The sequence below is a fragment of the Pigmentiphaga soli genome, from assembly GCF_039541095.1.
GTDB classification, from domain to species: domain Bacteria; phylum Pseudomonadota; class Gammaproteobacteria; order Burkholderiales; family Burkholderiaceae_B; genus Pigmentiphaga; species Pigmentiphaga soli.
The window spans coordinates 232,300-252,908 of record NZ_BAABFO010000004.1 but is presented as its reverse complement, the minus strand read 5'-3'; the positions used below and the strand labels follow the sequence as shown (position 1 = coordinate 252,908).

Annotated in this window: 18 protein-coding genes and 1 tRNA gene; 10 read left to right on the top strand and 9 right to left on the bottom strand. The window is 69.7% G+C overall.

Going from position 1 to position 20,609, the window contains the following annotated elements; all coding sequences use genetic code 11:
• Positions 1-69 precede the first annotated feature (69 nt).
• From ABD927_RS06205 to ABD927_RS06195, 3 genes are read right to left on the bottom strand one after another with little or no spacing between them, the layout of a single operon-like run.
• Positions 70-1,311 (bottom strand): CaiB/BaiF CoA transferase family protein, encoded by a 1,242-nt coding sequence (locus ABD927_RS06205; RefSeq protein WP_345247383.1) that lies wholly within the window; start codon positions 1,309-1,311, stop codon positions 70-72.
• Positions 1,311-2,576: a CaiB/BaiF CoA transferase family protein gene (locus ABD927_RS06200; protein ID WP_345247381.1), complete on the bottom strand. Its 1,266-nt coding sequence runs from the start codon at positions 2,574-2,576 to the stop codon at positions 1,311-1,313. Before ABD927_RS06200 ends, ABD927_RS06205 begins: the two co-directional genes overlap by 1 nt.
• 27 nt (positions 2,577-2,603) lie before the next feature.
• A complete protein-coding gene (locus tag ABD927_RS06195; RefSeq protein WP_345247379.1) occupies positions 2,604-3,995 on the bottom strand; it encodes an MmgE/PrpD family protein in 1,392 nt (463 codons plus the stop codon).
• A gap of 180 nt (positions 3,996-4,175) precedes the next feature.
• Here ABD927_RS06195 and ABD927_RS06190 point away from each other — a divergent pair, with 180 nt between their 5' ends.
• From ABD927_RS06190 to ABD927_RS06180, 3 genes are all read left to right on the top strand, one after another.
• Positions 4,176-4,985: an IclR family transcriptional regulator gene (locus ABD927_RS06190; RefSeq protein WP_345247377.1), complete on the top strand. Its 810-nt coding sequence runs from the start codon at positions 4,176-4,178 to the stop codon at positions 4,983-4,985.
• 253 nt (positions 4,986-5,238) lie between these two features.
• On the top strand, positions 5,239-6,597 hold the full coding sequence (locus ABD927_RS06185) for an MmgE/PrpD family protein (protein ID WP_345247376.1): 1,359 nt from the start codon (positions 5,239-5,241) through the stop codon (positions 6,595-6,597).
• 58 nt (positions 6,598-6,655) lie between these two features.
• Entirely contained in the window at positions 6,656-7,651 is a 996-nt protein-coding gene (locus tag ABD927_RS06180; RefSeq protein ID WP_345247375.1) for a tripartite tricarboxylate transporter substrate binding protein, read from the top strand.
• 29 nt (positions 7,652-7,680) lie between these two features.
• On the opposite strand, the gene ABD927_RS06175 is transcribed toward ABD927_RS06180, so the two are convergent.
• Together ABD927_RS06175 and ABD927_RS06170 are read right to left on the bottom strand one after the other, a co-directional pair.
• The gene (locus ABD927_RS06175; RefSeq protein WP_345247373.1) at positions 7,681-9,312 is read right to left on the bottom strand and encodes an ATP-binding protein; all 1,632 of its coding nucleotides are present in this window, start codon (positions 9,310-9,312) and stop codon (positions 7,681-7,683) included.
• The gene (locus tag ABD927_RS06170; RefSeq protein WP_345247371.1) at positions 9,309-10,043 is read right to left on the bottom strand and encodes a response regulator; all 735 of its coding nucleotides are present in this window, start codon (positions 10,041-10,043) and stop codon (positions 9,309-9,311) included. The genes ABD927_RS06175 and ABD927_RS06170 overlap by 4 nt, the downstream gene beginning before the upstream one ends.
• A 152-nt stretch (positions 10,044-10,195) precedes the next feature.
• Between ABD927_RS06170 and ABD927_RS06165 the strand changes: the two genes are divergently transcribed.
• The 3 genes from ABD927_RS06165 to recQ all read left to right on the top strand — a co-directional run bounded on the left by ABD927_RS06165 (position 10,196) and on the right by recQ (position 14,000).
• Positions 10,196-10,798 carry a Spy/CpxP family protein refolding chaperone gene (locus ABD927_RS06165; protein WP_345247369.1) on the top strand — a complete coding sequence of 201 codons (603 nt, stop codon included), beginning with the start codon at positions 10,196-10,198 and terminating at the stop codon, positions 10,796-10,798.
• Positions 10,799-10,996: 198 nt separating this feature from the next.
• Positions 10,997-12,184: a cystathionine beta-lyase gene (metC, locus tag ABD927_RS06160; RefSeq protein WP_345247367.1), complete on the top strand. Its 1,188-nt coding sequence runs from the start codon at positions 10,997-10,999 to the stop codon at positions 12,182-12,184.
• Positions 12,177-14,000 carry a DNA helicase RecQ gene (gene recQ / locus ABD927_RS06155; protein WP_345247365.1) on the top strand — a complete coding sequence of 608 codons (1,824 nt, stop codon included), beginning with the start codon at positions 12,177-12,179 and terminating at the stop codon, positions 13,998-14,000. Before metC ends, recQ begins: the two co-directional genes overlap by 8 nt.
• Before the next feature lie 31 nt (positions 14,001-14,031).
• Here the strand turns inward: recQ and trmB are convergent, their stop codons facing one another.
• The 3 genes from trmB to ABD927_RS06140 form a co-directional block, all read right to left on the bottom strand.
• Positions 14,032-14,862 (bottom strand): tRNA (guanosine(46)-N7)-methyltransferase TrmB, encoded by an 831-nt coding sequence (gene trmB / locus ABD927_RS06150; protein ID WP_425570191.1) that lies wholly within the window; start codon positions 14,860-14,862, stop codon positions 14,032-14,034.
• Between the two features lie 78 nt (positions 14,863-14,940).
• Positions 14,941-15,141 carry a sulfur carrier protein ThiS gene (gene thiS / locus ABD927_RS06145; RefSeq protein WP_345247363.1) on the bottom strand — a complete coding sequence of 67 codons (201 nt, stop codon included), beginning with the start codon at positions 15,139-15,141 and terminating at the stop codon, positions 14,941-14,943.
• A 114-nt stretch (positions 15,142-15,255) separates the two neighbouring features.
• The gene (locus tag ABD927_RS06140; RefSeq protein ID WP_345247361.1) at positions 15,256-16,326 is read right to left on the bottom strand and encodes a cation diffusion facilitator family transporter; all 1,071 of its coding nucleotides are present in this window, start codon (positions 16,324-16,326) and stop codon (positions 15,256-15,258) included.
• A 100-nt stretch (positions 16,327-16,426) separates the two neighbouring features.
• On the opposite strand from ABD927_RS06140, the gene ABD927_RS06135 reads away from it, so the two are divergent.
• The 3 genes from ABD927_RS06135 to ABD927_RS06125 all read left to right on the top strand — a co-directional run bounded on the left by ABD927_RS06135 (position 16,427) and on the right by ABD927_RS06125 (position 19,548).
• Positions 16,427-17,179: a sulfite exporter TauE/SafE family protein gene (locus tag ABD927_RS06135; protein ID WP_345247359.1), complete on the top strand. Its 753-nt coding sequence runs from the start codon at positions 16,427-16,429 to the stop codon at positions 17,177-17,179.
• 131 nt (positions 17,180-17,310) lie between these two features.
• Positions 17,311-17,384 (top strand) — tRNA-Gly (locus ABD927_RS06130).
• Positions 17,385-17,622: 238 nt separating this feature from the next.
• Positions 17,623-19,548, top strand: a complete 1,926-nt coding sequence (locus tag ABD927_RS06125; protein ID WP_345247357.1) for a tyrosine-type recombinase/integrase — start codon at positions 17,623-17,625, stop codon at positions 19,546-19,548.
• Between the two features lie 27 nt (positions 19,549-19,575).
• On the opposite strand, the gene ABD927_RS06120 is transcribed toward ABD927_RS06125, so the two are convergent.
• A complete protein-coding gene (locus ABD927_RS06120; RefSeq protein ID WP_279818574.1) occupies positions 19,576-20,199 on the bottom strand; it encodes a LysR family substrate-binding domain-containing protein in 624 nt (207 codons plus the stop codon).
• A gap of 104 nt (positions 20,200-20,303) precedes the next feature.
• On the opposite strand from ABD927_RS06120, the gene ABD927_RS06115 reads away from it, so the two are divergent.
• Positions 20,304-20,603, top strand: a complete 300-nt coding sequence (locus ABD927_RS06115) for a helix-turn-helix domain-containing protein (RefSeq protein ID WP_046741836.1) — start codon at positions 20,304-20,306, stop codon at positions 20,601-20,603.
• Positions 20,604-20,609 lie beyond the last annotated feature (6 nt).

The window sequence follows — 20,609 nt, the reverse complement described above, 5'->3', positions numbered from 1 at the left end:
CGGCAATGTCGACATTGGCCACGGATATCTCTCCTATCGTTGATGTGCTTGCGGCGCGTAGCGGCGGGTTCAGCTCAGTGCGCCGTCGGCTTCCAGGGCGGCGATTTCGTCGTCCGCAAGGCCGAGCAGCTCGCGGCAGACCTCGCGCGTATGCTGGCCGAGCAACGGCGCGGGCCGGCGCACGCCAGGCGGCGCATGGCGCATGCGGAACGGCTGCGCGTTGTAGAGCGAGGGCCCCATTTCGGGATGGTCGAGGGTAAGCCAGTGGCCGCGATGGGCGAGCTGGGGGTCGGCGATGACGTCGGCCGCCGTGCTGACGGGCATGGCCGGGATGCCCGCCGCTTGCAGCGCCGCAGCCAGCGCCGGGGCTTCGAAGCGTCGCGTTTCCGCCGCCAGCCGTTCGTCGATACACGCGCGGCGGGCGCGCCGGCCGGCGGCCTCGCCCAGCGCCGGGTCGTTCATCCAGGCCGGCGCGTCAAGCGCGCGCACCAGCGCCGCCCACTGCGCATCGTCGTGAATGCCGATCGCGATCCAGCGATCCTGCCCCTGGCAGGGGTAGGCGCCGTAGGGCGCGGCTTCGTCGCGGCTGGCGTTGCCCGCGGGCTGCGGATCGTGTCCGTTGACGGTGTACTCCATCACCGCCGGGCCGAGCAGGGCCACGGTGGGCTCGGTCTGCGCCATGTCGATGTACTGCCCCTGCCCGGTGCGCCGGCGGTGGCGCAGCGCGGACAGCACCGCGAACGCCGCATGGCAGGGGTTGGGCAGGTGGTCGGGATAGTTGGTGCCGGTGCCGGCCGGCTCGCGGCCGGGCAGTCCGGTCAAATGCTGGATGCCCGTGACCGCGGCCATCGTGGAACCGTAGCCGAGATAGCCTTTCTCGGGGCCGGTGGCGCCCTGCATCGACATCGCCAGATAAATGATGTCGGGCCGGATGCGCCGCACCGCCTCGTAGCCCAGGCCGAAACGGTCCATCACGCCGGGCGTGAAGTTGTTGGCGATCACGTCGCTCTGCGCGATCAGGCGCGAAACGAGTTCCAGCGCGCGCGGATGCTTCATGTTGAGCGTCAGGCTGCGCTTGCCGGAATTGCGGTCGGCGAAATAGCCGCTGCGATTGACGCCCTTGACGCCGTCCTTGTAGGGCGCGGCCAGGCGCAGCGAATCGATGCGGCCGGTGCTTTCGATCTTGACCACGTCGGCGCCGGCGTCGGCCAGCAGCTTGGTGGTGTACGAACCGGCGCCGATCCAGGTGAAGTCGGTCACGCGGATGCCCGCCAGCGGGGCGTCGGCGGCGGACGCAGCGGTGTTGGCCATCAGATCACTCCTTCTGCGGCGAGCGCCGCCCGCCGTTCGGCGCCGAGGCCCAGCGCGCCGTACACGGCGTCGTTGTCCTGGCCCGGCGTGGGCGCGGGATTGCGCAGCCGCCACGGCGTGGCGGCGAGGCGGTAGGGGGCGCCGGGCATGCGGATCGGCCGGTCGGTGGCCGGGTGCGACACTTCCACGAAGTAGCCGCGCGCGGCCAGCTGGCGGCTGGCGGCCAGGTCGGCCGGCGTCTGGATGGCCGCCACCGGCACGTGGCGGCGCTGGCCTTCCGCGTAGAGCCGCGCCTTGGATTGCCCGCGCGCCCAGGTGCCGAACACTTCCATGAAAATGCCCTTGGCCTCGTCGGACTGGAGATACTCGGTGCGGGTCCATTCCTCGCCTCGCAGGCGCTCCAGGCCGGGCACGCCGTCGTCGGCCAGCCACTGGAGCGTCAGCTCCCAGAACCGGTTGGCGCCGATCCCGCCGGCCATCATGTACACATAGCCGTCGGCACAGGCGTAGACGCCGGTGCCGGCGAAGCGCTGCCGGCCCGCCGTGCGCTTGCGGATGGTGCCTTCCAGGTCGTAGAACTGCACCGCGTTCTCCATCGCCAGGACCATGCATTCCTGCATCGAGACGTCGACGTGGTCGCCCTGGCCGCTGCGCTCGGCGCGCGTCAGCGCCAGCATCGAGGCCACCGCGCCGAACATCGACACGCCGGCGTAGCCCTGCTCGCCATAGGCGCCCACCGGCGGGCTGTCGGGGTAGCCGCCCAGGTAAAGGAAGCCGCCGGAGGCGATGCCGGCCAGGTCGTCGGCCTCGAAGGCGGCGTAGGGGCCGCTCTGGCCGTAGCCGGTCAGGCTGGTCATCACCAGCGCGGGGTGCTCGGCCGCCAGCGCGTCGTAGCCGCAGCCCAGCGCCGCCAGCCGGCCAGGCTTTTCGCATTCGAGGAACAGGTCGCAGCCGGCGACGAGTTCGCGCAGCAGCCGGGCGCCCTGGGGGCGGGTCCAGTCGAGCGTGATGCTGCGCTTGCTGGTATTGAGGTAGGTGAACGACAGGCTGTGCGTGGCGCCGCCGGTGGCGCCCGGCACGCCGCCGATGTGCGGGCCGAACGCGCGAGTGGCGGCGCCGCCGGGCGGTTCGACCAGGATCACGTCGGCGCCCAGTTCGGCGAACATCTTGCCGCAGTAGTGGCCCAGCGGGCTGGCGAGCTCGAGCACTTTGAGGCCGGCGAGGGCCTGCGGCGCGTCGGGGAGCGGAGAGAAGGAATCAGGCACGGAAAATCCCAGCAAAACACGAATGCGTCAGGGGCGCAGGGTGTCGACCAGCGCGGCGATGTCGGGGCAGCGCTCCAGCTCGCGCAGCTGGGCGAAGGCCCGCTCGGCGACGTCGGCGGACAGCCGGGCGGAGGCGGCGCAGTCGGTGAACTTCGCCTCGATGTCCTGCCAGCTCAGTTCGCGCGATGGATGGCCAGGGGCCTTGTCCACCCGCAGCGCGGCCCGGCGGCCGTCGCGCAGCTCGAGTTCGACCGTGACCCAGCCGCGGCTGCCGGAGCTGCGGCTCTCGTAGGCCGGGTCGCCGAGGTCGCGGCACGATTCGTCTTCGCGCGCGTCGATGCGGTCGTACAGGGCCGCGATGGCGGGCCGGTTGACGGCTTCGTCGGTGAAGGTGCCGAGCGTATAGCGGCCGTCGAGCAGGCCGGCCGCCAGCGGATAGTGGAGGCTGAACTTGCCTTGCAGGCCGGTGACCGGGCGCGGATAGGTCAGCACCAGCATGCCGCCCGGCGGCATCCGGCAGGTCAGCCGGGCCACGTCGTCGGCGCTGGCGCCGAGCTGCTCGCGCAGCCGCAGGACGGCGTCCATGGCGCGATGCGAGGCGTAGCAGCAGGCGAACTTCTTGAGGGCGATGCCGGGATCGCTGACCACCCATGCGTCGCTTGCGAGCGCGTCGATCGCCACCTGCGGATCGGACTCCTTCACGCCGTAGGCGGCATAGAAGCCGGCTCGCGTCTCGAGGACGTCTTCGGCGGCCTCGAAGCCGCTGGCCGCCAGCCGCACGGCCGCCAGCGCGTTGCGCGCGGCCAGTCCGGTGTGCAGCGGCTTGGTCATGGTGCCGAAGTTGCGGCGTACGCCGCTGGCCATGGACGCGGCGATGCCGATCGCGATGCGGGTGCGCGCCTCGTCCAGCCGCCAGGCCTTGGCCAGCGCCGTCACCGCCGAGAAGGTGCCAAGCGTGCCGGTGCCGTGGAAGCCGCGCTGGTAGTGGCCCACGGTGATGCCTTGGGCGATGCGCGCGCCGGCCTCGACGCCCACCACGTAGGCCTCGACGAAGGCGGCGCCATCGAGCGGGTGCGCGGCGAGGTCGGCAATCAGCGCCGCGACGATGATGGCGCTGGGGTGCGCCGGCATCATCGACAGCACGTCGTCGAAGTCGAGCGCGTGGCCGAAGGTGCCGTTGACCAGCGCCGCCGCCTCCGGCGGCGCGCGCCGGGCCGTACCCAGGATGGGGGCGCCGCCGGTCCCGGCCGGGCCGTCGAGGTCCAGATAGCGCGCCAGCGGCTCGCTGACCTCGCTGTTGGCGCCCGCCAGGATCACTGCGAAGGTGTCGGCGATGACTTTGCGCGCCTTGTCGAGCGCGTCGGGCGGAAACTGCGCGGCATTCGCCTGGGCGACGAAGCGGGCAACCTGTTCGGTCAAGGCAGGCGGAGGAGAGGACCCGGTATCGTGCTGAGCTGTCATAGTCGGGAAAGGGAATCAGTGGGTTCCATGATGCGGGATGCAAGGCGCGTGGAACGCTCGCTGCGCATGTAGAGGCGCCAGTCTATTACGGGATAAACTGGCGATGAACAGATGCCCCACTTTCTTTCGTTCCATACAATGGGAAATCCAGAAAAGGCCCCGGCCATCCCCGGAACGCAGCTGATCCAGCGCATCGCGCTGCTGCTGCGCGTGCTGGCCCTGCACAACCGCACCGGCGCGCGCCTGGTCGAACTGTGCAGGGATACCGGCCTCGAACGCTCGACCGTTCACCGCGTCCTGCAAGGCCTGATCGCCGAAGGCATGGTGGTCCAGGAACACCGCTCCAAGCTGTACCGGCTCGGTCCGGCGGTGTACGAACTGGGGCTGGCCGCCGCGCCTCGCGCGCAACTGCGCGATCTGTGCCAGCCCATGCTGATGGCGGTGGCGGAGCAGACGGGCGATACGGTATTCCTGAGCGAACGCGTGGGCTTCGACGGCGTCTGCCTGGACCGCAAGGACGGCAGCTATCCCATCAAGGCCTTCGTCCTGGAGCCGGGCCGGCGGCGCCCGCTGTCGGTGGGCTGCGGCAATCTGTCGATGCTCAGCGCGATGGCCGACGACGAAGTGGAGCGCATCTGCCGGGCCAACGCGACGCGGGTGGCCGAACGCTATCCGCGCCTGACGCCGGAAGTCCTGGGCGAACGCATCGCCGCGACGCGCAGGCAGGGCTATGCGTACACCGAGGTGCTCGAAACGGTGGGCGTCAGCTCGGTGGGCATCTGCATCCGCGATGCGGCGCGCCGGCCCATCGCGGCACTGAGCGTGTCCAGCATTACCGCGCGGCTGAGCGGTCCGCGCGTGGTCGAGACAGTGGCCTTCCTCCAGGAAGCCGTGCGAGAGATCGAAACCCGGCTGCCCGAAATGGCGTCGGAGACGCCCCGGCGTTGACCCGCCCGCTTGCCGGGACCCCGGCGGTCTGCTCTCCACAAAATGTCCACGATGTGGGATTTCTTCCGGTCCGGCCGCTCTGGCACTGAAAAAGTCCAAATAAACGCCAGGGCGAAGCCCTTCCGGCAACGCAAAAAAGAGTCCACGTAGTGGCATTCCGATAGCGTGCGTTCGAGCATCGCGGAGACAATGCGGCCGTGGCGCCGGCAAGGCATTCGCCCGCATGGCCGGCTCGACAGGAGGAGAGGCAGCAATGACACTGACCGAACGGATGGCGCGCTTCGCCGCCGAAACGCCCACGGGCGACATACCCGCGAACGTGCTTGTCGCCGCCCGCGATGCGGTCATGGACACCATCGGCGTGGCGTTGCCCGGCAGCCGGGAAGACGCCGGCGGCATCGCGCTGGCCTGGGTCGAAGAACAGGGCGCGCGGCCGCGCGCGACGGTCTGGGGGCGCAGCATCGCCACCTCGCCGGCCGAGGCGGCTTTCGCCAACGGCATCGCCGCCCATGCGCTCGACTTCGACGATAGCCTGCCGACCCTGCGCGGCCATCCGAGCGGCCCGATGGTATCGGCCGCGCTGGCGGTGGGCGAGGCGGTTTCGGCTTCCGGCGCCGAGCTGCTGGCCGCCTATGCCGTGGGACTGGAGATCGCCGGCAAGCTGGGCCGCGCGCTGGGCGATGGCCATTACCTGCGCGGCTGGCACACCACCGCGACCGCCGGCGTGCTGTCGTGCGCCACCGCCGCCGGCCGGCTGTACGGGCTGGACGCCGCCGGCATGCGAACGGCATGGGGGCTGGCCGCCTCGCAAATGACCGGGCTGGTGCGCAATTTCGGCACCATGACCAAGCCCTTCCACGTCGGCCAGGCCGCGCGCGCCGGCGTGCTGTCGGCATGGCTGGCCCGCAGGGGCTTCACTGCCGACGTCTCGATTTTCGACGGCCGCAACAGCGTGCTGCACACCTATGCGGGCGACGACGCCGCGGACCTGGGCGGCCTGCTCGAACGGCTCGGCGCGCCGTGGGAAATCCTCGAGCCCGGCATCAGCGTCAAGCGCTGGCCGTGCTGCTACTGCAACCACCGTCCGATCGCCGGCCTGCTGGCCATGCGCGCCGAGCACGGCCTGCGCGCCGACGAGGTCGAGCGCATCGACGTCGGCTTCATCGAGGGCACCGACGCCGCGCTGATCAGCAGCAACCCCGCCACCGGGCTGGAGGGCAAGTTCAGTATCGAATACGTGGCGGCCGCCACGCTGCTCGACGGCAAGGTGGGCCTGGAAACCTTCGGCGACGAGATGGTGCAGCGCCCGCAGGCGCGGGCGCTGATGGCCAAGGTGCGCCGCCACCGCATTCCCGCTTCCGCGGTGGCGCCCGGCGCGCCGGTATTCGCCGACGTTGCCGTGTCGACCGCGCGCGGCCGCTTCGAAACCCGCATCGACCGCGCCCCGGGTTCGCGCGACGCGCCGATGACGCCGGCCGATCGGGCCGACAAATTCATGGATTGCGCGCTGCGGGTGCTTGCGCCCGGCCGCGCCGAACAGCTGCGTTCGCTCCTCGCCCGATGCGAGCAGCTGCAAGACGTGGGCGAACTCGCGCGGGCCACCGCGGCCTGAGCCCGTCCTTTCCATCATTGCATCTCAACGACCTGTCAGGGTGGAGGCATAGTCCGACATGGATACTCAAAGAAGGCGATTCAATCAACTGGGCGTCGCCGCGGCCGCGCTGGCCGCCGCGCCGCAGGTGCGGGCCCAGCGCGACCCCGCCGCGAACTTCCCGTCGCGGCCCGTGCGCCTGATCATTCCGTTCGCCCCGGGCGGCGGCACCGACATCGTCGGCCGCGCCATCGGCGACAAGCTCGGCCAGGAGTGGGGCCAGCCGGTAGTGGTCGAGAACAAGGCGGGCGCCAACGGCACCATCGGCGCCGACATGGTGGTCAAGTCGCCGCCCGACGGCTACATGATGTGCATGTTCACCGCCAGCCATTCGGTCAACGTGACCCTGCAAGGCAAGCAGCAGCCCTACGACCTGTTCAAGGATTTCGCGCCGCTCAGCCTGCTGGCGGTGCAGCCGTACATCCTGGTGGTGCGTCCCGGCCTGCCGGTCAAGTCGGTGGCCGACCTGGTCGCGCTGGCCAAGGCCAAGCCCGGCACCATCAATTTCGGCTCGTCGGGCGTGGGCGGACTGATCCACCTGTGCGGCGAGCTGTTCCAGGCACGCGCCGGCATCAAGCTGGCGCACATCCCGTACAAAGGCGGCTCGCAGGCGATGATGGACGTGATCGCCGGCAACATCGATATGATGTTCACCAGCCTGAACCAGTCCAAGACCTACATCGACGCCGGCCAGCTGCGCCTGCTGGCGGTCACCTCGGCCAAGCGTTCGCCGGTGGCGCCCGACATCCCGACCATGCAGGAAGCCGGCGTGCCCGACTACGAGGTCGAGTCGTGGTACGGGCTGGCGGCGCCGGCCGCGGTGCCCAAGCCCATCCTGGCCAAGCTCAACACATCGATCGACCGCGTGCTCAAGCTGCCCGACGTTCGCGAGCGGCTGGCCGCCGACGGCTCGACGCCGGTGGGCGGCTCGGCCGAGCGCTTCGGCACCTTCCTGCGCAACGAAGTGGAGAAGTGGCGCGCGCTGATCGACCAGGTCGGCATCCCGGTGGGTTGAGCCCCGGCAGGCCCCGCGGCCCGCCGGGTTCAGGCAGCCGCCACCGGCAGCGCGATCTCCACCAGCAACCCGCCCTGGGGCCCCTGCAGCAGCGCCACCGTGCCGCCGTGGGCGCGCGCGATCGCGTCGACCAGCGCCAGCCCTAGCCCGACGTTGCCGCTGCGGCTGCGGGCCGCGTCCAGCCGCGAGAACGGCTGCATCGCCTCGGCCCGCCGCTCCGGCGAAATGCCGGGGCCGTGGTCGCATACGCTCAACACCGCCCGGTTGCCCCGTACGGCCAGCGCGACGTCGATCGGCGGCGCGCCATGGTGCAGCGCGTTGTGGATCAGGTTGTCGATCAGGCGGCCCAGCGCCACCGCGTCGCCGGCCACCACCACGTCTTCCGGGGGCGGGGCCAGGGTCACCTCGCAGCCCGAGCCTTGCCAGGCGTGGATGCGCTCGCGCAGCCAGTCGCCCAGGTCCATCGGCACGAAATGGTAGGTGGCGGGGTCGGTGCCACGCACGAAGCCGATGAACTGGTCGACGATGTGCTGCATGTCTTGCGCGTCCTTGCGCAGGCCGTCCTTGACGGCGTCGTCGTCCAGCATCTCGGTGCGCAGCCGCATGCGCGACAGCGGCCCTTTCAGGTCGTGCGGCAGGCCGGCCAGCAGCGTGCGCCGCACCGTGTCGGCCTCGTTCAGCGCATCCAGCATGGCGTTGAAGCGCTCGCCCAGCGCGCGCGTTTCGTGCGGCCCGGCCGGTTCCACGCGCTCCGGCTTGCCGGCCGCCAGCCGGTCGGCGGCGCGCGACAGCGACGTGATCGGCCGCGTGATGTGCCACGAGAAGCCGGCCGCCAGCAGCAGCACGATGCCGAGCCCGCCCAGCCACAGCACGATCAGCGGCGTGGTGACGGGCGGGCTGATGCGCTCCAGCGAGATGACCAGCCATTCGCGGCTGACCGGGCCTTCCTCGTAGCCCACGGTGGGAATCAGCGAGATGAACAGCGCCGGCTCCGGGCCGCGCGACAGCGCCACGCGGGTGCCGTCGTTGAGCTGCATGTTGAGCCGGCGGATCAGGCCGCGCATCGCGTCGCGCGGGTCGTCGTCGGCCCAGCGCGGCGGCTCGCGCATCGGCGGACGATGGTCGGGCACGAAGCGGCGCTCGTAGGGCCGGAAGTCGGGCGGCAGGTGTCCGCCGGGCAGCGCGTCGCCGCCCGCGGCCCGTTCCGCGCGCTCGGCCCGCGCGGCGCGCTCCGCGCGTTCGGCTTCGCGCTCGCGTTCGCGCCGTTGTTCGAAGATGCGGCGCTGCTGCTCGCTCAGGTAGCGCGGCCGCGGCGGCACCGGCCGCGACTCCAGCCGCCACTCGCCGCGCGAGGCCTCCGCCACGAAGGCGGCGCGCTGCGCTTCCGGGATCTGGGCCAGCGCCGAACGCAGGGTGCGGATGGTGGTGGCCATCAGGTCGGGCGCGACGTTGTCGAGGAAATTGCGGCGATAGTGGGAGATCGCCAGGAAGGTGGCGGCCTGGGCGAACAGCACGGCGCCCAGCACCAGCAGGATCAGCCGCGCGCGCAGCGAGCGCGGCAGGAGCTGCGGCGCCCGATCCAGGGCACCGCGGATCCGGCTTCGCCGGGCCGCCAGTGCCGCCCCTTGAGGGGCGCGCGAAGCGCGTAGGGTTGGGGTCATCCCGCCGCGCCGTCGTCGGGCTGGCCCAGTGGCGCGAAACGATAGCCGATGCCCCATACGGTCTGGATCCAGCGCGGCTGCTTGGGATCGTCCTCGATCACCCGGCGCAGGCGCAGGATGGCGATGTCGATCGCGCGGTCGTTGCGGTCGCCGGCCTCGTCGTCGCGCGCCAGCGCCAGCAGCCGCTCGCGCGACAGCGGCTTGCCGGCGTTGCGCAGCAATGCTTCCAGCAGGTTGAATTCGCCGCCGGTCAGCCGCACCACCTCGCCGTCCTTGCGCAGCGTGCGCGTTTGCGAATCGAACAGGAAGGGGCCGAACGAGACCGGGCCGTCCTTGACCAGCGCCGACGGGCCGCTCTTGCGCCGGAGCACGGCCTCGATCCGCGCCAGCAGTTCGCGCGGGTCGAACGGCTTGCCCAGGTAATCGTCGGCGCCCGATTCCAGGCCGATGATGCGGTCGACCGTTTCGTCGCGCGCCGTCAGCAGGATGATGGGCAGGTCTTCGCCGCGGTCGCGCAGCCGGCGGCAGGCCTCGGCGCCGTCGCCGCCCGGCAGCATGCGGTCCAGCACCAGCAGCGCCGGCGCGAAACGCGTGATGCGCGCTTCCAGGTCGGTGGCGTCGGGCGCCAGCAGCGTGTCGTAGCCTTGCCGGTTCAGGTAGTCGGCCAGCAGTTCGCGCAGGGCGGGGTCGTCGTCGACGACCAGCAGTTTGATCTTGGCGGGTTTTTCCATGGCTCGATGGTGGCGCGGCGCCCGGCTTGCCGCAAGCCGGGTGAAATCGGTTGAAACAGCTGGCCCCCGGCGCGCAACGGGTCGGAAACCGGCGCGCGCCGAGAATGCGTCCATCGCCCGGCAACAAAGAGGGCGTTCAACAGGAGTCCGAAATGATCAAGCATACCCTTCGCACGAATGCCCTCCGCACCATCGCGCTGTCGCTGGCCCTGGCCACCGGCGCCGCCGGCCTGGCGCAGGCCGCCCGCGCCGAGGAGTCCGCCGCCGCCACGCCGCCTGCGCAGACGCAGCAGCACGCCGGCCGGCATGCCATGCACCATCACGCCATGAAGCCGATGCATCGCCCGGGCTTCGGCCCCGCCATGGGCAGCCCCCTGGCGCTGCTGCCGCGCCTGGAGCACCGCCTCAAGCTGACCGATTCGCAGCAAACCCTGTGGCGCGCGGCCCGCTCGCAGCAGGCGGAAGCCGGCAAGGCGCTGCGCGAGCAGTTCGGCAAGAACCGCGAGGAACTGCGCAAGCAGGTCGAAGCCGGTCCGCTGGACCTGCGCGCGCTCACCACGCAGCAGGAAGCGGCCCGCAACGCGGTCCGGCCGCGCCTGGACGCCGCGCGCGATGCCTGGCTGGCGGCTTACGACTCGCTGGACGCCCAGCAGAAGCAGGTCGTGACCGACGCCTTCAAGCGCACCCTGGAACATCGCCGCGGTCCGCGCCATGGCGAGCGCGGCCACGGCAGCGAGGCGCCGGCGCGCAGCTGAGCGTGAGGGCGGGCAGCCGGGCGGTTCGCCGCCGGCCGCCCGCGCGGCAGGCCGATTTTCGCCGAGGCGGGTCCGGACGGGCCTGCCTCGGCTGCCGTTATCCGACGCTGCCGGCAATGTCTTTCGAACGCGGGCGAGGGCGTCCGCTAAAATCCCTGGGCATCGGGCCGCTTACCGGCCCGTATCCAGAGATTCCCGATGCCTAAGCCCGATACCTTGCTGGCGCACGCCGGCCGCGACCCGGAAAAATACGCCGGCATGGTCAACACGCCGGTGTTCCGGACCTCGACGGTGATCTACCCCACCATCGAGGCCTACGACGCCCCGCACGACGTTTCGCTCAAGCCCGTCAGCTATGGGCGGCAAGGCACGCCCACCACCTTCGCTTTCGAAGAAGCGGTCGCTCGCCTCGAAGGCGGCTGCCAGGCGGTGGCCACCCCCAACGGCCTGTCGGCCATCCTGGTCAGCCTGCTGACGGTGCTGCGGCCCGGCCAGCACCTGCTGATGTCCGATTCGGCATATGCCCCGGCGCGCAGTTTCTGCAACCGGCGGCTGGCGCCGTTCGGCATTGATATCGAATACTACGATCCGCTGATCGGCGCCGGCATCGCCGGCCTGCTGCGCGACAACACCGGTGCGGTGTTCTGCGAATCGCCCGGTTCGCTCACCTTCGAAGTGCAGGACATCCCCGCCATCGCCGCGGCCGCGCACGCGCGCGGCATCCCGGTGCTGGCCGACAACACCTGGGCCACGCCGTACTTCCAGTCGCCGTTCGAGCTCGGCATCGATTTCTCCATCCAGGCCGGCACCAAGTACATCGGCGGCCATTCCGACCTGATGATCGGCACCGTCACCACCACCGAGCGCTACTGGAAGCCGCTGCGCGAAACCGTGCGCGACTTCGCCTACAGCGTCAGCCCCGACGACTGCTACCTGGCGCTGCGCGGCCTGCGCACGCTGGGCGTGCGGCTGCGGCAGCAGATGCAGAGCGCGCTGCGCGTGGCGCAATGGCTGGAAGGCCGGCCCGAGGTGAGCCGGGTGCTGTATCCGGCGCTGCCCAGCCATCCCGGCCACGAACTGTGGCGCCGCGATTTCCGCGGCGCGGCGGCGCTGTTCTCGGTGGTGCTCAAGCCGATGAGCGACGCCGCGCTGGCCGGTTTCGTCAACGGGCTGCGCTATTTCGGCATCGGCTCCAGCTGGGGCGGCTTCGAAAGCCTGATCACCGTGGTCCATGCCGAGCCGTACCGCACCGCCACCCGCTGGCAGCCCGAGGGCCCGGCCGTGCGCCTGCACATCGGCCTGGAAGACCCCGACGACCTGATCGCCGACCTGCAGCGCGGGCTCGACGGCCTGTCCGCGGCGGCGGGAGCGGCCCGGCATGGCTGACGGCCGCGCGCTCGAAGTCCTGCGCCGGGTTTTCGGCTACGACAATTTCCGCGGCCAGCAGGCCGAGATCGTCCAGCATGTGATCGACGGCGGCGATGCGCTGGCGCTGATGCCCACCGGCGCCGGCAAGTCGCTGTGCTACCAGATTCCCGCGCTGGTGCGCGAAGGCACCGGCGTGGTCGTGTCGCCGCTGATCGCGCTGATGCAGGATCAGGTCGACGCCCTGACCGAACTCGGCGTGAAGGCGGCCTTCCTCAATTCCACCCAGGATTTCGCCCGCGTGCGCGAGGTCGAGCGCGACTTCGTATCGGGCGAGCTGGACCTGCTGTACGTGGCGCCCGAACGCCTGCTGACCGACCGCTGCCTGTCGCTGCTGGAACGCGGCCGCATCGCGCTGTTCGCGATCGACGAGGCCCACTGCGTGTCGCAGTGGGGGCACGATTTCCGGCCGGAATACCTGGGCCTGTCGGCCTTGCACGAACGCTGGCCCGAGGTGCCGCGCATCGCGCTGACGGCCACCGCCACGGCCGCCACCCGGCACGAGATCGCCCAGCGGCTGGGGCTGGAGCAGGCGCGTGAGTTCGTTTCCAGCTTCGACCGGCCGAACATCCGCTACCGCATCGTCGAAAAGAACGAGCCCCGCAAGCAATTGCTGGAGCTGCTGACCCAGGAACACGCCGGCGACGCCGGCATCGTCTACTGCCTGTCGCGCGCCCGCGTGGAGGAAACGGCGGATTACCTGGTCAGCCACGGCATCCCGGCGCTCGCCTATCACGCCGGCCTCGACGCCGCCACGCGCGCGGCCAACCAGGCGCGCTTCCTGCGCGAAGACGGCCTCGTGATGGTCGCCACCATCGCCTTCGGCATGGGCATCGACAAGCCCGACGTGCGCTTCGTCGCCCACCTGGACCTGCCCAAGTCGGTGGAGGGCTACTACCAGGAAACCGGCCGCGCCGGCCGCGACGGGCTGCCCGCCACCGCGTGGATGGCCTACGGTCTGCAGGACGTCGTGCAGCAGCGGCGCATGATCGACGAATCCACCGGCGACGAGGCCTTCAAGCGGCGCTCGGCTGCCATGCTCGAAGCCATGCTGGGCCTGTGCGAAACGGTGGAATGCCGGCGCACCCGGCTGCTGGCCTACTTCGGCGAAATCTCGTCGCCCTGCGGCAATTGCGATACCTGCCTGGAACCCCCGCAGGCCTGGGACGGCACCGAGGCCGCGCAGAAAATCCTGTCGGCCGTCTACCGGCTGTGGAAGGAACGCGGCCAGCGCTTCGGCGCCGCCCACGTGATCGACATCCTGCGCGGCAAGAAAACGGACCGCGTGGCCCAATACCGGCACGACGAACTTTCCGTATTCGGCGTGGGCGCCGACCTGAGCGACCGCGACTGGCGCAGCGTGCTGCGCCAGCTGGTGGCCCAGGGCCTGCTGGCAGTGGACCACGACGCCTTCGCCACCCTGGCGCTGACCGAAGGCAGCCGCGCCGTCCTGAAGGGCGAGCGCCGCCTGATGCTGCGCCGCGAACCCGTCCGCGCATCGCGCAGCCGCGACAGCACCCCGCGCGCCCGCGCCGCCGTCACCCTGCCGCCGCAGGCCGAATCCCTGTTCGCCGCATTGCGCGCATGGCGCGGCGAAGTGGCCCGCAGCCACGGCGTGCCCGCCTATGTGATCTTCCACGACGCCACGCTGCGCGAAATCGCGCTCGCGCGCCCGGGCACGCTGGCGGAACTGGCCGAGGTCAACGGGGTGGGGGCCCGCAAGCTGGAAGCCTACGGGCAGGACATCCTGGAGCGGGTAGGGGCGGAGCCGGGCTAGGCGCAGCTTGCCGCCGGTCGCGGACCGCCTTTCAGGCGGCTCCGCCGGTAGCCGCCACGGCGCCGTGCCGCGGCAGGTAACGCGACACCGGCCGCCGTTCGAAGATCACGTCCCACACGCCATGGCCCAGGCGCAGTCCGCGCGCCTCGAACTTGGTTTGCGGCCGCCATGCCGGGCGCGGCGAGAATCCGTCCGCCGTATTGGCCAGCAGCGGCTCGGCATGCAGCACTTCCAGCATCTGCTCGGCATACGGCTGCCAGTCGGTCGCGCAGTGCAGATAGCCGCCGGGGGCGATGCGGGTGGCCAGCAGCGCCACGAACGGCGACTGGATCAGCCGGCGCTTGTGGTGGCGCTTCTTGGGCCACGGATCGGGAAAATACACGTGCACGCCCGACAGCGAATCGGGCGCGATCATGTTGCGGACCACGTCCACCGCGTCGTGCTGCACGATGCGCACGTTGCGCAGGCCGGCCTGCTCGATGCGCCGCAGCATCGCGCCGACGCCGGCGTTGAATACTTCCACGCCGATGAAATTGCGCTCGGGCTGGGCCTGCGCGATCTGCGCCGTGGTCTCGCCCATGCCGAAGCCGATCTCCAGCACGGTCGGCGCTTCGCGGCCGAACGCGGCGGCCACTTTCAGGTGATGGTCCTGGTACGGCAGCGTCCATTTTCCGGCCAGTGTGTCGAGCGCTTCTTTCTGGCTTTGCGTGATGTGGCCGCGCCGGTGCACGAAGCTGCGGATATGGATACCGCCCGCGGCGGGCGCCACCCGGTCCAGCTTGCCCATCCCCGGCGCGGCGATCGCGTCCAGCGGGGTGGCGGGCAGGGTGGACATGGTGGGCAGAATGTCGATTTGGGTCATTGGCAAGGCTCCCGCCTGCTCGCCGGCGCGGCTGCGCCGGCGGCCGGCATGGATCGGATGGAATTGCGCGGCAAAGGTTCAGCCTCCGCCCACGGCGACGACGATCTCCAGCCGGTCGTCAGGCGCGATCAGGGTCTGCGGATGCGCGCTGCGCGGAACGATTTCGCCGTTGCGCTCGATGGCTACCCGCTTGCCGGCGTAGCCGAGCGACTGGACCAGTTCCGCCACGGAGATCGGCGCCTCGACGGTGCGAGGCTCCCCATTCAGTACGATTTTCATGCGGCGGATTTTAGACCGTCCAGCCGGCCAGTCGATGAAAGACCTGCGTCAGGACCGTAACGGTTTGCGTGGACCCGCGCCGCATCGGCCTTTGCAAGTGATCCGGGGTTTTCCCTAGGCCGCGCGGGCCGGCGCGGCGTCGGGGCAGAGCGAGATTTCCACCGTCACGTGGACCAGTTCTTCGTGCACCGACAGCGCCTGCCGGATGCGTGCCGGTGTCAGGGTAGTGTCATGCGTGACCAGGCTCACGATGCAGGCGAATTGCTCCTTGCCGACGCGCCAGACGTGCAGGTCGGCGACGCGCGTGCCGTCCGGCCCTTGCACGAACGGTTCGAGAACCTCGCGGATCTCGTCGACCACCGGGTGGTCCATCTCGCGGTCGAGCAGCACGGTGCCGGTCTGCCGCAGCAGGCCGTAGGCCCAGGTGCCGACCAGGGCGGCGCCGACCAGCCCCATGACCGGGTCGAGCCAGCGCCAGCCCAGCAGCCAGCCGCCGGCCAGCGCCAGCGCGGCCAGCACCGACGTCGCGGCGTCGGCCAGCACGTGCAGGTAGGCGGACCGGAGGTTCAGGTCATGCGCGGCGCCGTGCCCGTGTTCGTGCCCATGCGCGTTGGCATGGTCGTGCCCGCGTGCGTGTCCGTGCCCATGCGCGTGGCCGCCGGCATGTCCGTGGGCTTTTTCATGCCCGTGAGGATGCGCGTGTCCATGGTGGTGCCCATGTCCGTGCCCATGGGCGTCGCCCAGGATGAACGCGCAGCCCAAATTGACGACCAGCCCCAGCAGCGTGACGGCCATCGCCTCCGGATAGTGGATGGCCTGCGGCGCGAGCAGGCGCTCGGCGGAACCGAAAGCCATCAGCGCCGCGATGCCCAGCAGGAAGACCGCGCTGGCGAAACCGGCCAGCACTTCGATCTTCCAGGTGCCGAAGGCGAAGCGGCGGTCGTGCGCGTAGCGCCGCGCGGCCGCATAGGCGAAGGCGCTGAGCCCGATCGCCAGCGCGTGCGAGCTCATGTGCCAGCCGTCGGCCAGCAGCGCCATCGAATTGAATGCCAGCCCGGCGACGATCTCGGCCACCATCATGACGGCGGTGATCAGCATTACCAGCCGGGTGCCGCGCTCGGCCGCGCGATTGCCGCCGTCGAACACGTGGCTGTGGGTCCAGGAGGACAGGTCGTGAGTGTGCATGATGCCGATCTCGATAGTGATGCGCCCGTGCGGGCGCCGGGCGGTGCGCAGGCCGGCTTCCGGCGGGGGGCGCGGCGCCGGATGCTAGTATGCCGCGGGTATGCCGCTGACCGTCCACATCCTCTTTCTCGCCTGCGTCGCCTTGGCGACCTTCAGCCAGAATCTTACCGGCTTTGCGTTCGGGCTCATCCTGCTCGGCCTGGTGGGCGCCTTCGGCCTGGTACCCGTGGCCGACGCCGCCAATGTTTCGTCCATCCTGTCGATCGTCAATGTCTGGAGCTATTGCCGACATCACCGGGTCCGTCCGCACTGGCCCCTGCTGCGGCCGATGCTGGCCAGCAGCTTCGTCGGCGTAGGCTGCGGCGTCGCGCTGCTGGGCTGGCTGAGCGCCAATTCGGTCCATGCGCTGCGGCTCGCGCTGGGCGTGACCATCATCGTCTGCGCCGTGCTGCTGCTGGCGCAGCGCCGGCCGCCGGCGCGGCCGTCGGGGCGCCCGGCGCTGTGGTTCTTCGGGGTGTTTTCCGGGCTGCTGGGCGGCCTTTTCTCCACCCCGGGGCCGCCCATGGTGTATCACCTGTACCGGCAGCCGATCGACCGCGACCTGGCAAGGCACTGCCTGCTGCTGATGTTCGGCGCCAACGCGGCGTTGCGCCTGGCGCTGGTGGGCGTCGATGGCAATCTGTCGTGGAATTCGGTGTACCTGGCTGCCGAGGCGGTGCCCGTGGTGTACGGGGTGTCGTGGCTGCAGGCCCGGCATCCGCCTCACCTGCCGCGGCGGGCGGTGGAGTGGATCGTGTGCGGGCTGCTGGCGGTGGCTGGTGGCAGCCTGTTGGCGTCGGGGTTGAAGGGGTAGGGCGGATTCCCAGCGGCAGGGGCGGCGAAGCGCTGCTATACTTTCGTCCGGCCTGCAATGGGCCGCGGCTTTGCGTGATGGCGGATGCCGGTGGGCATTTTCTGCGACACGCGCGGGAAGGCAAGTCCAATGCGGGTGTAGTTCAATGGTAGAACGGCAGCTTCCCAAGCTGCATACGAGGGTTCGATTCCCTTCACCCGCTCCACTTCGACTTTCCATGGTGTTCCAAGGACGTCCATGGAGTGTTGCAAGTCATTGTCACGGTTCGGATTTTTCAAGAAATCCGTTCCAGTGACGTCCAGCGAAATCCACTGACGGCCGGCCCAAACTGGTACAAAAAGTGGCCCAAACAATGCGCGAACTTCCCCTGCCGCATTGTTGCTGGAGGAGCCGGGGTCCGATGGGAAACATGGCACTCAACTCGCTTTCATGGAGTTGGGATCATGCTTTCAGACCTCATGGCCCGGCAGGCCAAGTCCACCGGCAAGCCATACGCACTGGCCGACTTCGACGGCCTCTATCTCTACGTTTCCGCCATCGGCACCAAGGCTTGGCACTTCCGCTATTCGTGGTTTGGCAAGCGTGAGCGCATCACCCTAGGCAACTATCCGGCGCTTTCCCTGAAGGACGCCCGTGCGCTTCGCGATGAAGCCCGCTCGCTGCTCGCCAAGGGCGTCAATCCCCACAGCGAACGCAAGCGCAAGCGGCACGCGATCGTCCTGGCCGGCGAACACACCTTCATGGCCGTCTACGAGCAGTGGCTGGCCCATCGCCGTCTCTCGCTGGAGGAAGGACGGCAGACCAGCCTGGAACAGATTGGGCGCGTCTTCAAGAAAGACGTGTTCCCGTCGCTGCGGCACCTGACCATCTACGAGATCACCCGCGCGCACCTGCTGGACATCATCGGCAAGGTGGAAAAGCGCGGTTCGCTGTCGGTGGCCGAGAAGCTGCGGACCTGGTTCACCCAGTTGTTCACCTACGCCACGGTGGCGATTCCCAACATGGGCGAGAACCCGTCCAGGGACTTGGAAGTGGTCGCACTGCCCTTGCCGCCGGTCGAACACAACCCGTTCCTGCGCATGCACGAGCTGCCAGTCATGCTGCAGACACTGCGCAAGTACCGCGGGCGCCTGAACACGCAGTTGGGCTTGCGGCTGTTGATGCTCACCGGTGTGCGCACTGGCGAGTTGCGCTTCGCCACGCCCGATCAGTTCGACCTCGACCGGGGCCTGTGGATCATCCCGGTGGCCAGGCTCAAGCAGCGCAAGCTGCTCACCAGGAAGAAGCGCAAGCGTCTCATCGACATCCCGCCCTACATCGTGCCGCTGTCGGTGCAGGCGCAGGAGATCGTTCGCCACCTGCTCGACAACTTCAAGCCGGCCCAGGTCTACCTGATCCCGGGCGACTGGTGCCTCAAGCATCCCGTCAGCGAGAACACGTTTAACGGGGCGCTCAAGCGCATGGGCTACGAGGACCAGCTGACCGGCCACGGCATCCGTGCCACGATCTCGACGGCGCTGAACGAACTCGGGTACCCGAAGAAATGGGTGGACGCCCAGCTCTCGCATGCCGACCCGGACAGGATCAGCGCGACCTACAACCATGCCGAATACGTCGAGCAGCGCCGCGTCATGATGCAGGACTGGGCCGATCGCCTGGACCTGTTCGAGCAGAACCAGGTCGAGGTTGCCAGCCGGCATCTGACCATCACGCTCCAGGGCCTGCCGACCATCGCCGGCCAGGCGGCCGCGCAGCCGCCGGTGGTCGACCTCTCCGCGCCGCAACTGATCGTGACCGCGCCGGCGCCCGGCCAACCCGAAGCGCCGGCATCGGTGCAGCGGTTGTCGGCCGTGCGCATGCCCGAGTACGCACGGCCGCGCCTGTCGGAGGTGCAGCGCGAACGCCAGCAAGTGCTGGAGACCTTCGAGGCGCCGCACAACCTCTCAGTGGCGGACTACGCCAGGCTCGCGGGCAAGTCGCGCCGCTGGATCACCTACGAGATCCAGGCCGGCAACCTGCTGTCGATCCACATGGGGCATCGCGGGCAGCGAGTGCCAGACTGGCAGCTCGATCCGCTCAAGCGCAGGCTGGTCCAGTCCGTGCTGAAGCAACTGCCACGGGGCATCGACACCTGGGACATCTACCACGCACTCCTGCGCTCGTACGAGGCGCTCGGGACACGGCCGGCCATCGAAGCCGTCAACCCAACGAACCTGCACCTTGCCGCGCGGCTGGTGGCCGCACAGTGCACGCAGGCAAGCGAGCCAGTCGTGACGACCGAGTTCCCTGAGCCGGTCCGGCAAAGCGTGCAGCGGCTGGTGCGCGAAGCCGTCGCTGCCGATGCCGCCGAAGCGACGCCCGGAGATTGATCAAGCCAGGGTCGCGCCGAAGTTCGGTCAGGCGCTTGCCTGGAGCGCTTGGAAAAACGGCTCCAGGTGGGTGCTGTCCGTACTTCGACGGCTCAGGAAGTACGTGGTGAGCGTCAGCGCGCCCTCTTGCAAGGGACGCTGGACAACGCCAAGGGAACGATGACCCTCGATGCGGGCGGCGGGTGCGAGGCAGACGCCGTAGCCGGCGGCCACCAAGGTCATCATCAACCCGAACGATGTGGCCGTCGTGACGGCCGAGGGAACGACGCCGGCCGCCGTCAGCAGTGAGTCGATCTGCCCGCAGTAGCCCACACAGCCGCGCCCATCCAGGGCGATCCAAGGGTGGTCGGCCGCCTGCTCCAGGGACACTGACGCGAAGGCCAGCAAGGGGTGATGGGCCGACACGGCCAATGCCAGCGTGTCGCGCCAGACGGGGCGGACATCGATGCCTTCAGGTGCTGCGGGCGACTGGCAGAGGCCTGCCTCGAAGGCCCCCGTGAGCAGTCCTCGATGCAGATCCTCCAGGCGTTCTTCATGAAGGCGAATGGGGTGGTTCGGATGGCGCCGGCGATGTTCCGCCATCGGCACCGACAACCGGGGATAGGCCAGGCAGTCCGACAGGGCAATGTTCAAGGGATCGGGAGCGATCATCGTGTCACCTGCACAACGCCGACACTGGAAAAAACCGGGCGCGACCGGTCGATGAGATAAGTTTAACGTGGTTTAGATTCGCTTTGCGCGTGACGCTTCTGTTGATGCAGAAGCGATCGGTGCAACGCGGGAGACCCGCAGGGACAAGAACCTATGAAAGCGAGCCAGCGCGCGCTTTCGGCGTTGCCGTGCGCGAGGCACGGACTGCGCAGGGGCTTGCCCAGGAGGTGCTCGCGGAACAGGCGGGCATCGCCCGGTCGCACATGGGCAAGATCGAGCGCGGCGAGCACATGCCCACGCTGGTGTTGATCCTGCGGATCGCGAAGGGGCTGGGGTGCTCGGCCGCGACGCTGATGGCCGCGACCGAGGCGCAACTGTCCGAGGAAGAGAGCGGCACCGAATAGCCATGC

What these genes read in the sequence shown, in the direction of transcription:
- ABD927_RS06205 (WP_345247383.1), bottom strand. Translation starts at nt 1,311, where the DNA reads ATGGCCAACACCGCTGCGTCCGCCGCCGACGCCCCGCTGGCGGGCATC.
- ABD927_RS06190 (WP_345247377.1), top strand. Translation starts at nt 4,176, where the DNA reads ATGGGAAATCCAGAAAAGGCCCCGGCCATCCCCGGAACGCAGCTGATC.
- ABD927_RS06185 (WP_345247376.1), top strand. Translation starts at nt 5,239, where the DNA reads ATGACACTGACCGAACGGATGGCGCGCTTCGCCGCCGAAACGCCCACG.
- ABD927_RS06180 (WP_345247375.1), top strand. Translation starts at nt 6,656, where the DNA reads ATGGATACTCAAAGAAGGCGATTCAATCAACTGGGCGTCGCCGCGGCC.
- ABD927_RS06175 (WP_345247373.1), bottom strand. Translation starts at nt 9,312, where the DNA reads ATGACCCCAACCCTACGCGCTTCGCGCGCCCCTCAAGGGGCGGCACTG.
- ABD927_RS06170 (WP_345247371.1), bottom strand. Translation starts at nt 10,043, where the DNA reads ATGGAAAAACCCGCCAAGATCAAACTGCTGGTCGTCGACGACGACCCC.
- ABD927_RS06165 (WP_345247369.1), top strand. Translation starts at nt 10,196, where the DNA reads ATGATCAAGCATACCCTTCGCACGAATGCCCTCCGCACCATCGCGCTG.
- metC (WP_345247367.1), top strand. Translation starts at nt 10,997, where the DNA reads ATGCCTAAGCCCGATACCTTGCTGGCGCACGCCGGCCGCGACCCGGAA.
- recQ (WP_345247365.1), top strand. Translation starts at nt 12,177, where the DNA reads ATGGCTGACGGCCGCGCGCTCGAAGTCCTGCGCCGGGTTTTCGGCTAC.
- trmB (WP_425570191.1), bottom strand. Translation starts at nt 14,862, where the DNA reads ATGACCCAAATCGACATTCTGCCCACCATGTCCACCCTGCCCGCCACC.
- thiS (WP_345247363.1), bottom strand. Translation starts at nt 15,141, where the DNA reads ATGAAAATCGTACTGAATGGGGAGCCTCGCACCGTCGAGGCGCCGATC.
- ABD927_RS06140 (WP_345247361.1), bottom strand. Translation starts at nt 16,326, where the DNA reads ATGCACACTCACGACCTGTCCTCCTGGACCCACAGCCACGTGTTCGAC.
- ABD927_RS06135 (WP_345247359.1), top strand. Translation starts at nt 16,427, where the DNA reads ATGCCGCTGACCGTCCACATCCTCTTTCTCGCCTGCGTCGCCTTGGCG.
- ABD927_RS06125 (WP_345247357.1), top strand. Translation starts at nt 17,623, where the DNA reads ATGCTTTCAGACCTCATGGCCCGGCAGGCCAAGTCCACCGGCAAGCCA.
- ABD927_RS06120 (WP_279818574.1), bottom strand. Translation starts at nt 20,199, where the DNA reads ATGATCGCTCCCGATCCCTTGAACATTGCCCTGTCGGACTGCCTGGCC.
- ABD927_RS06115 (WP_046741836.1), top strand. Translation starts at nt 20,304, where the DNA reads ATGCAGAAGCGATCGGTGCAACGCGGGAGACCCGCAGGGACAAGAACC.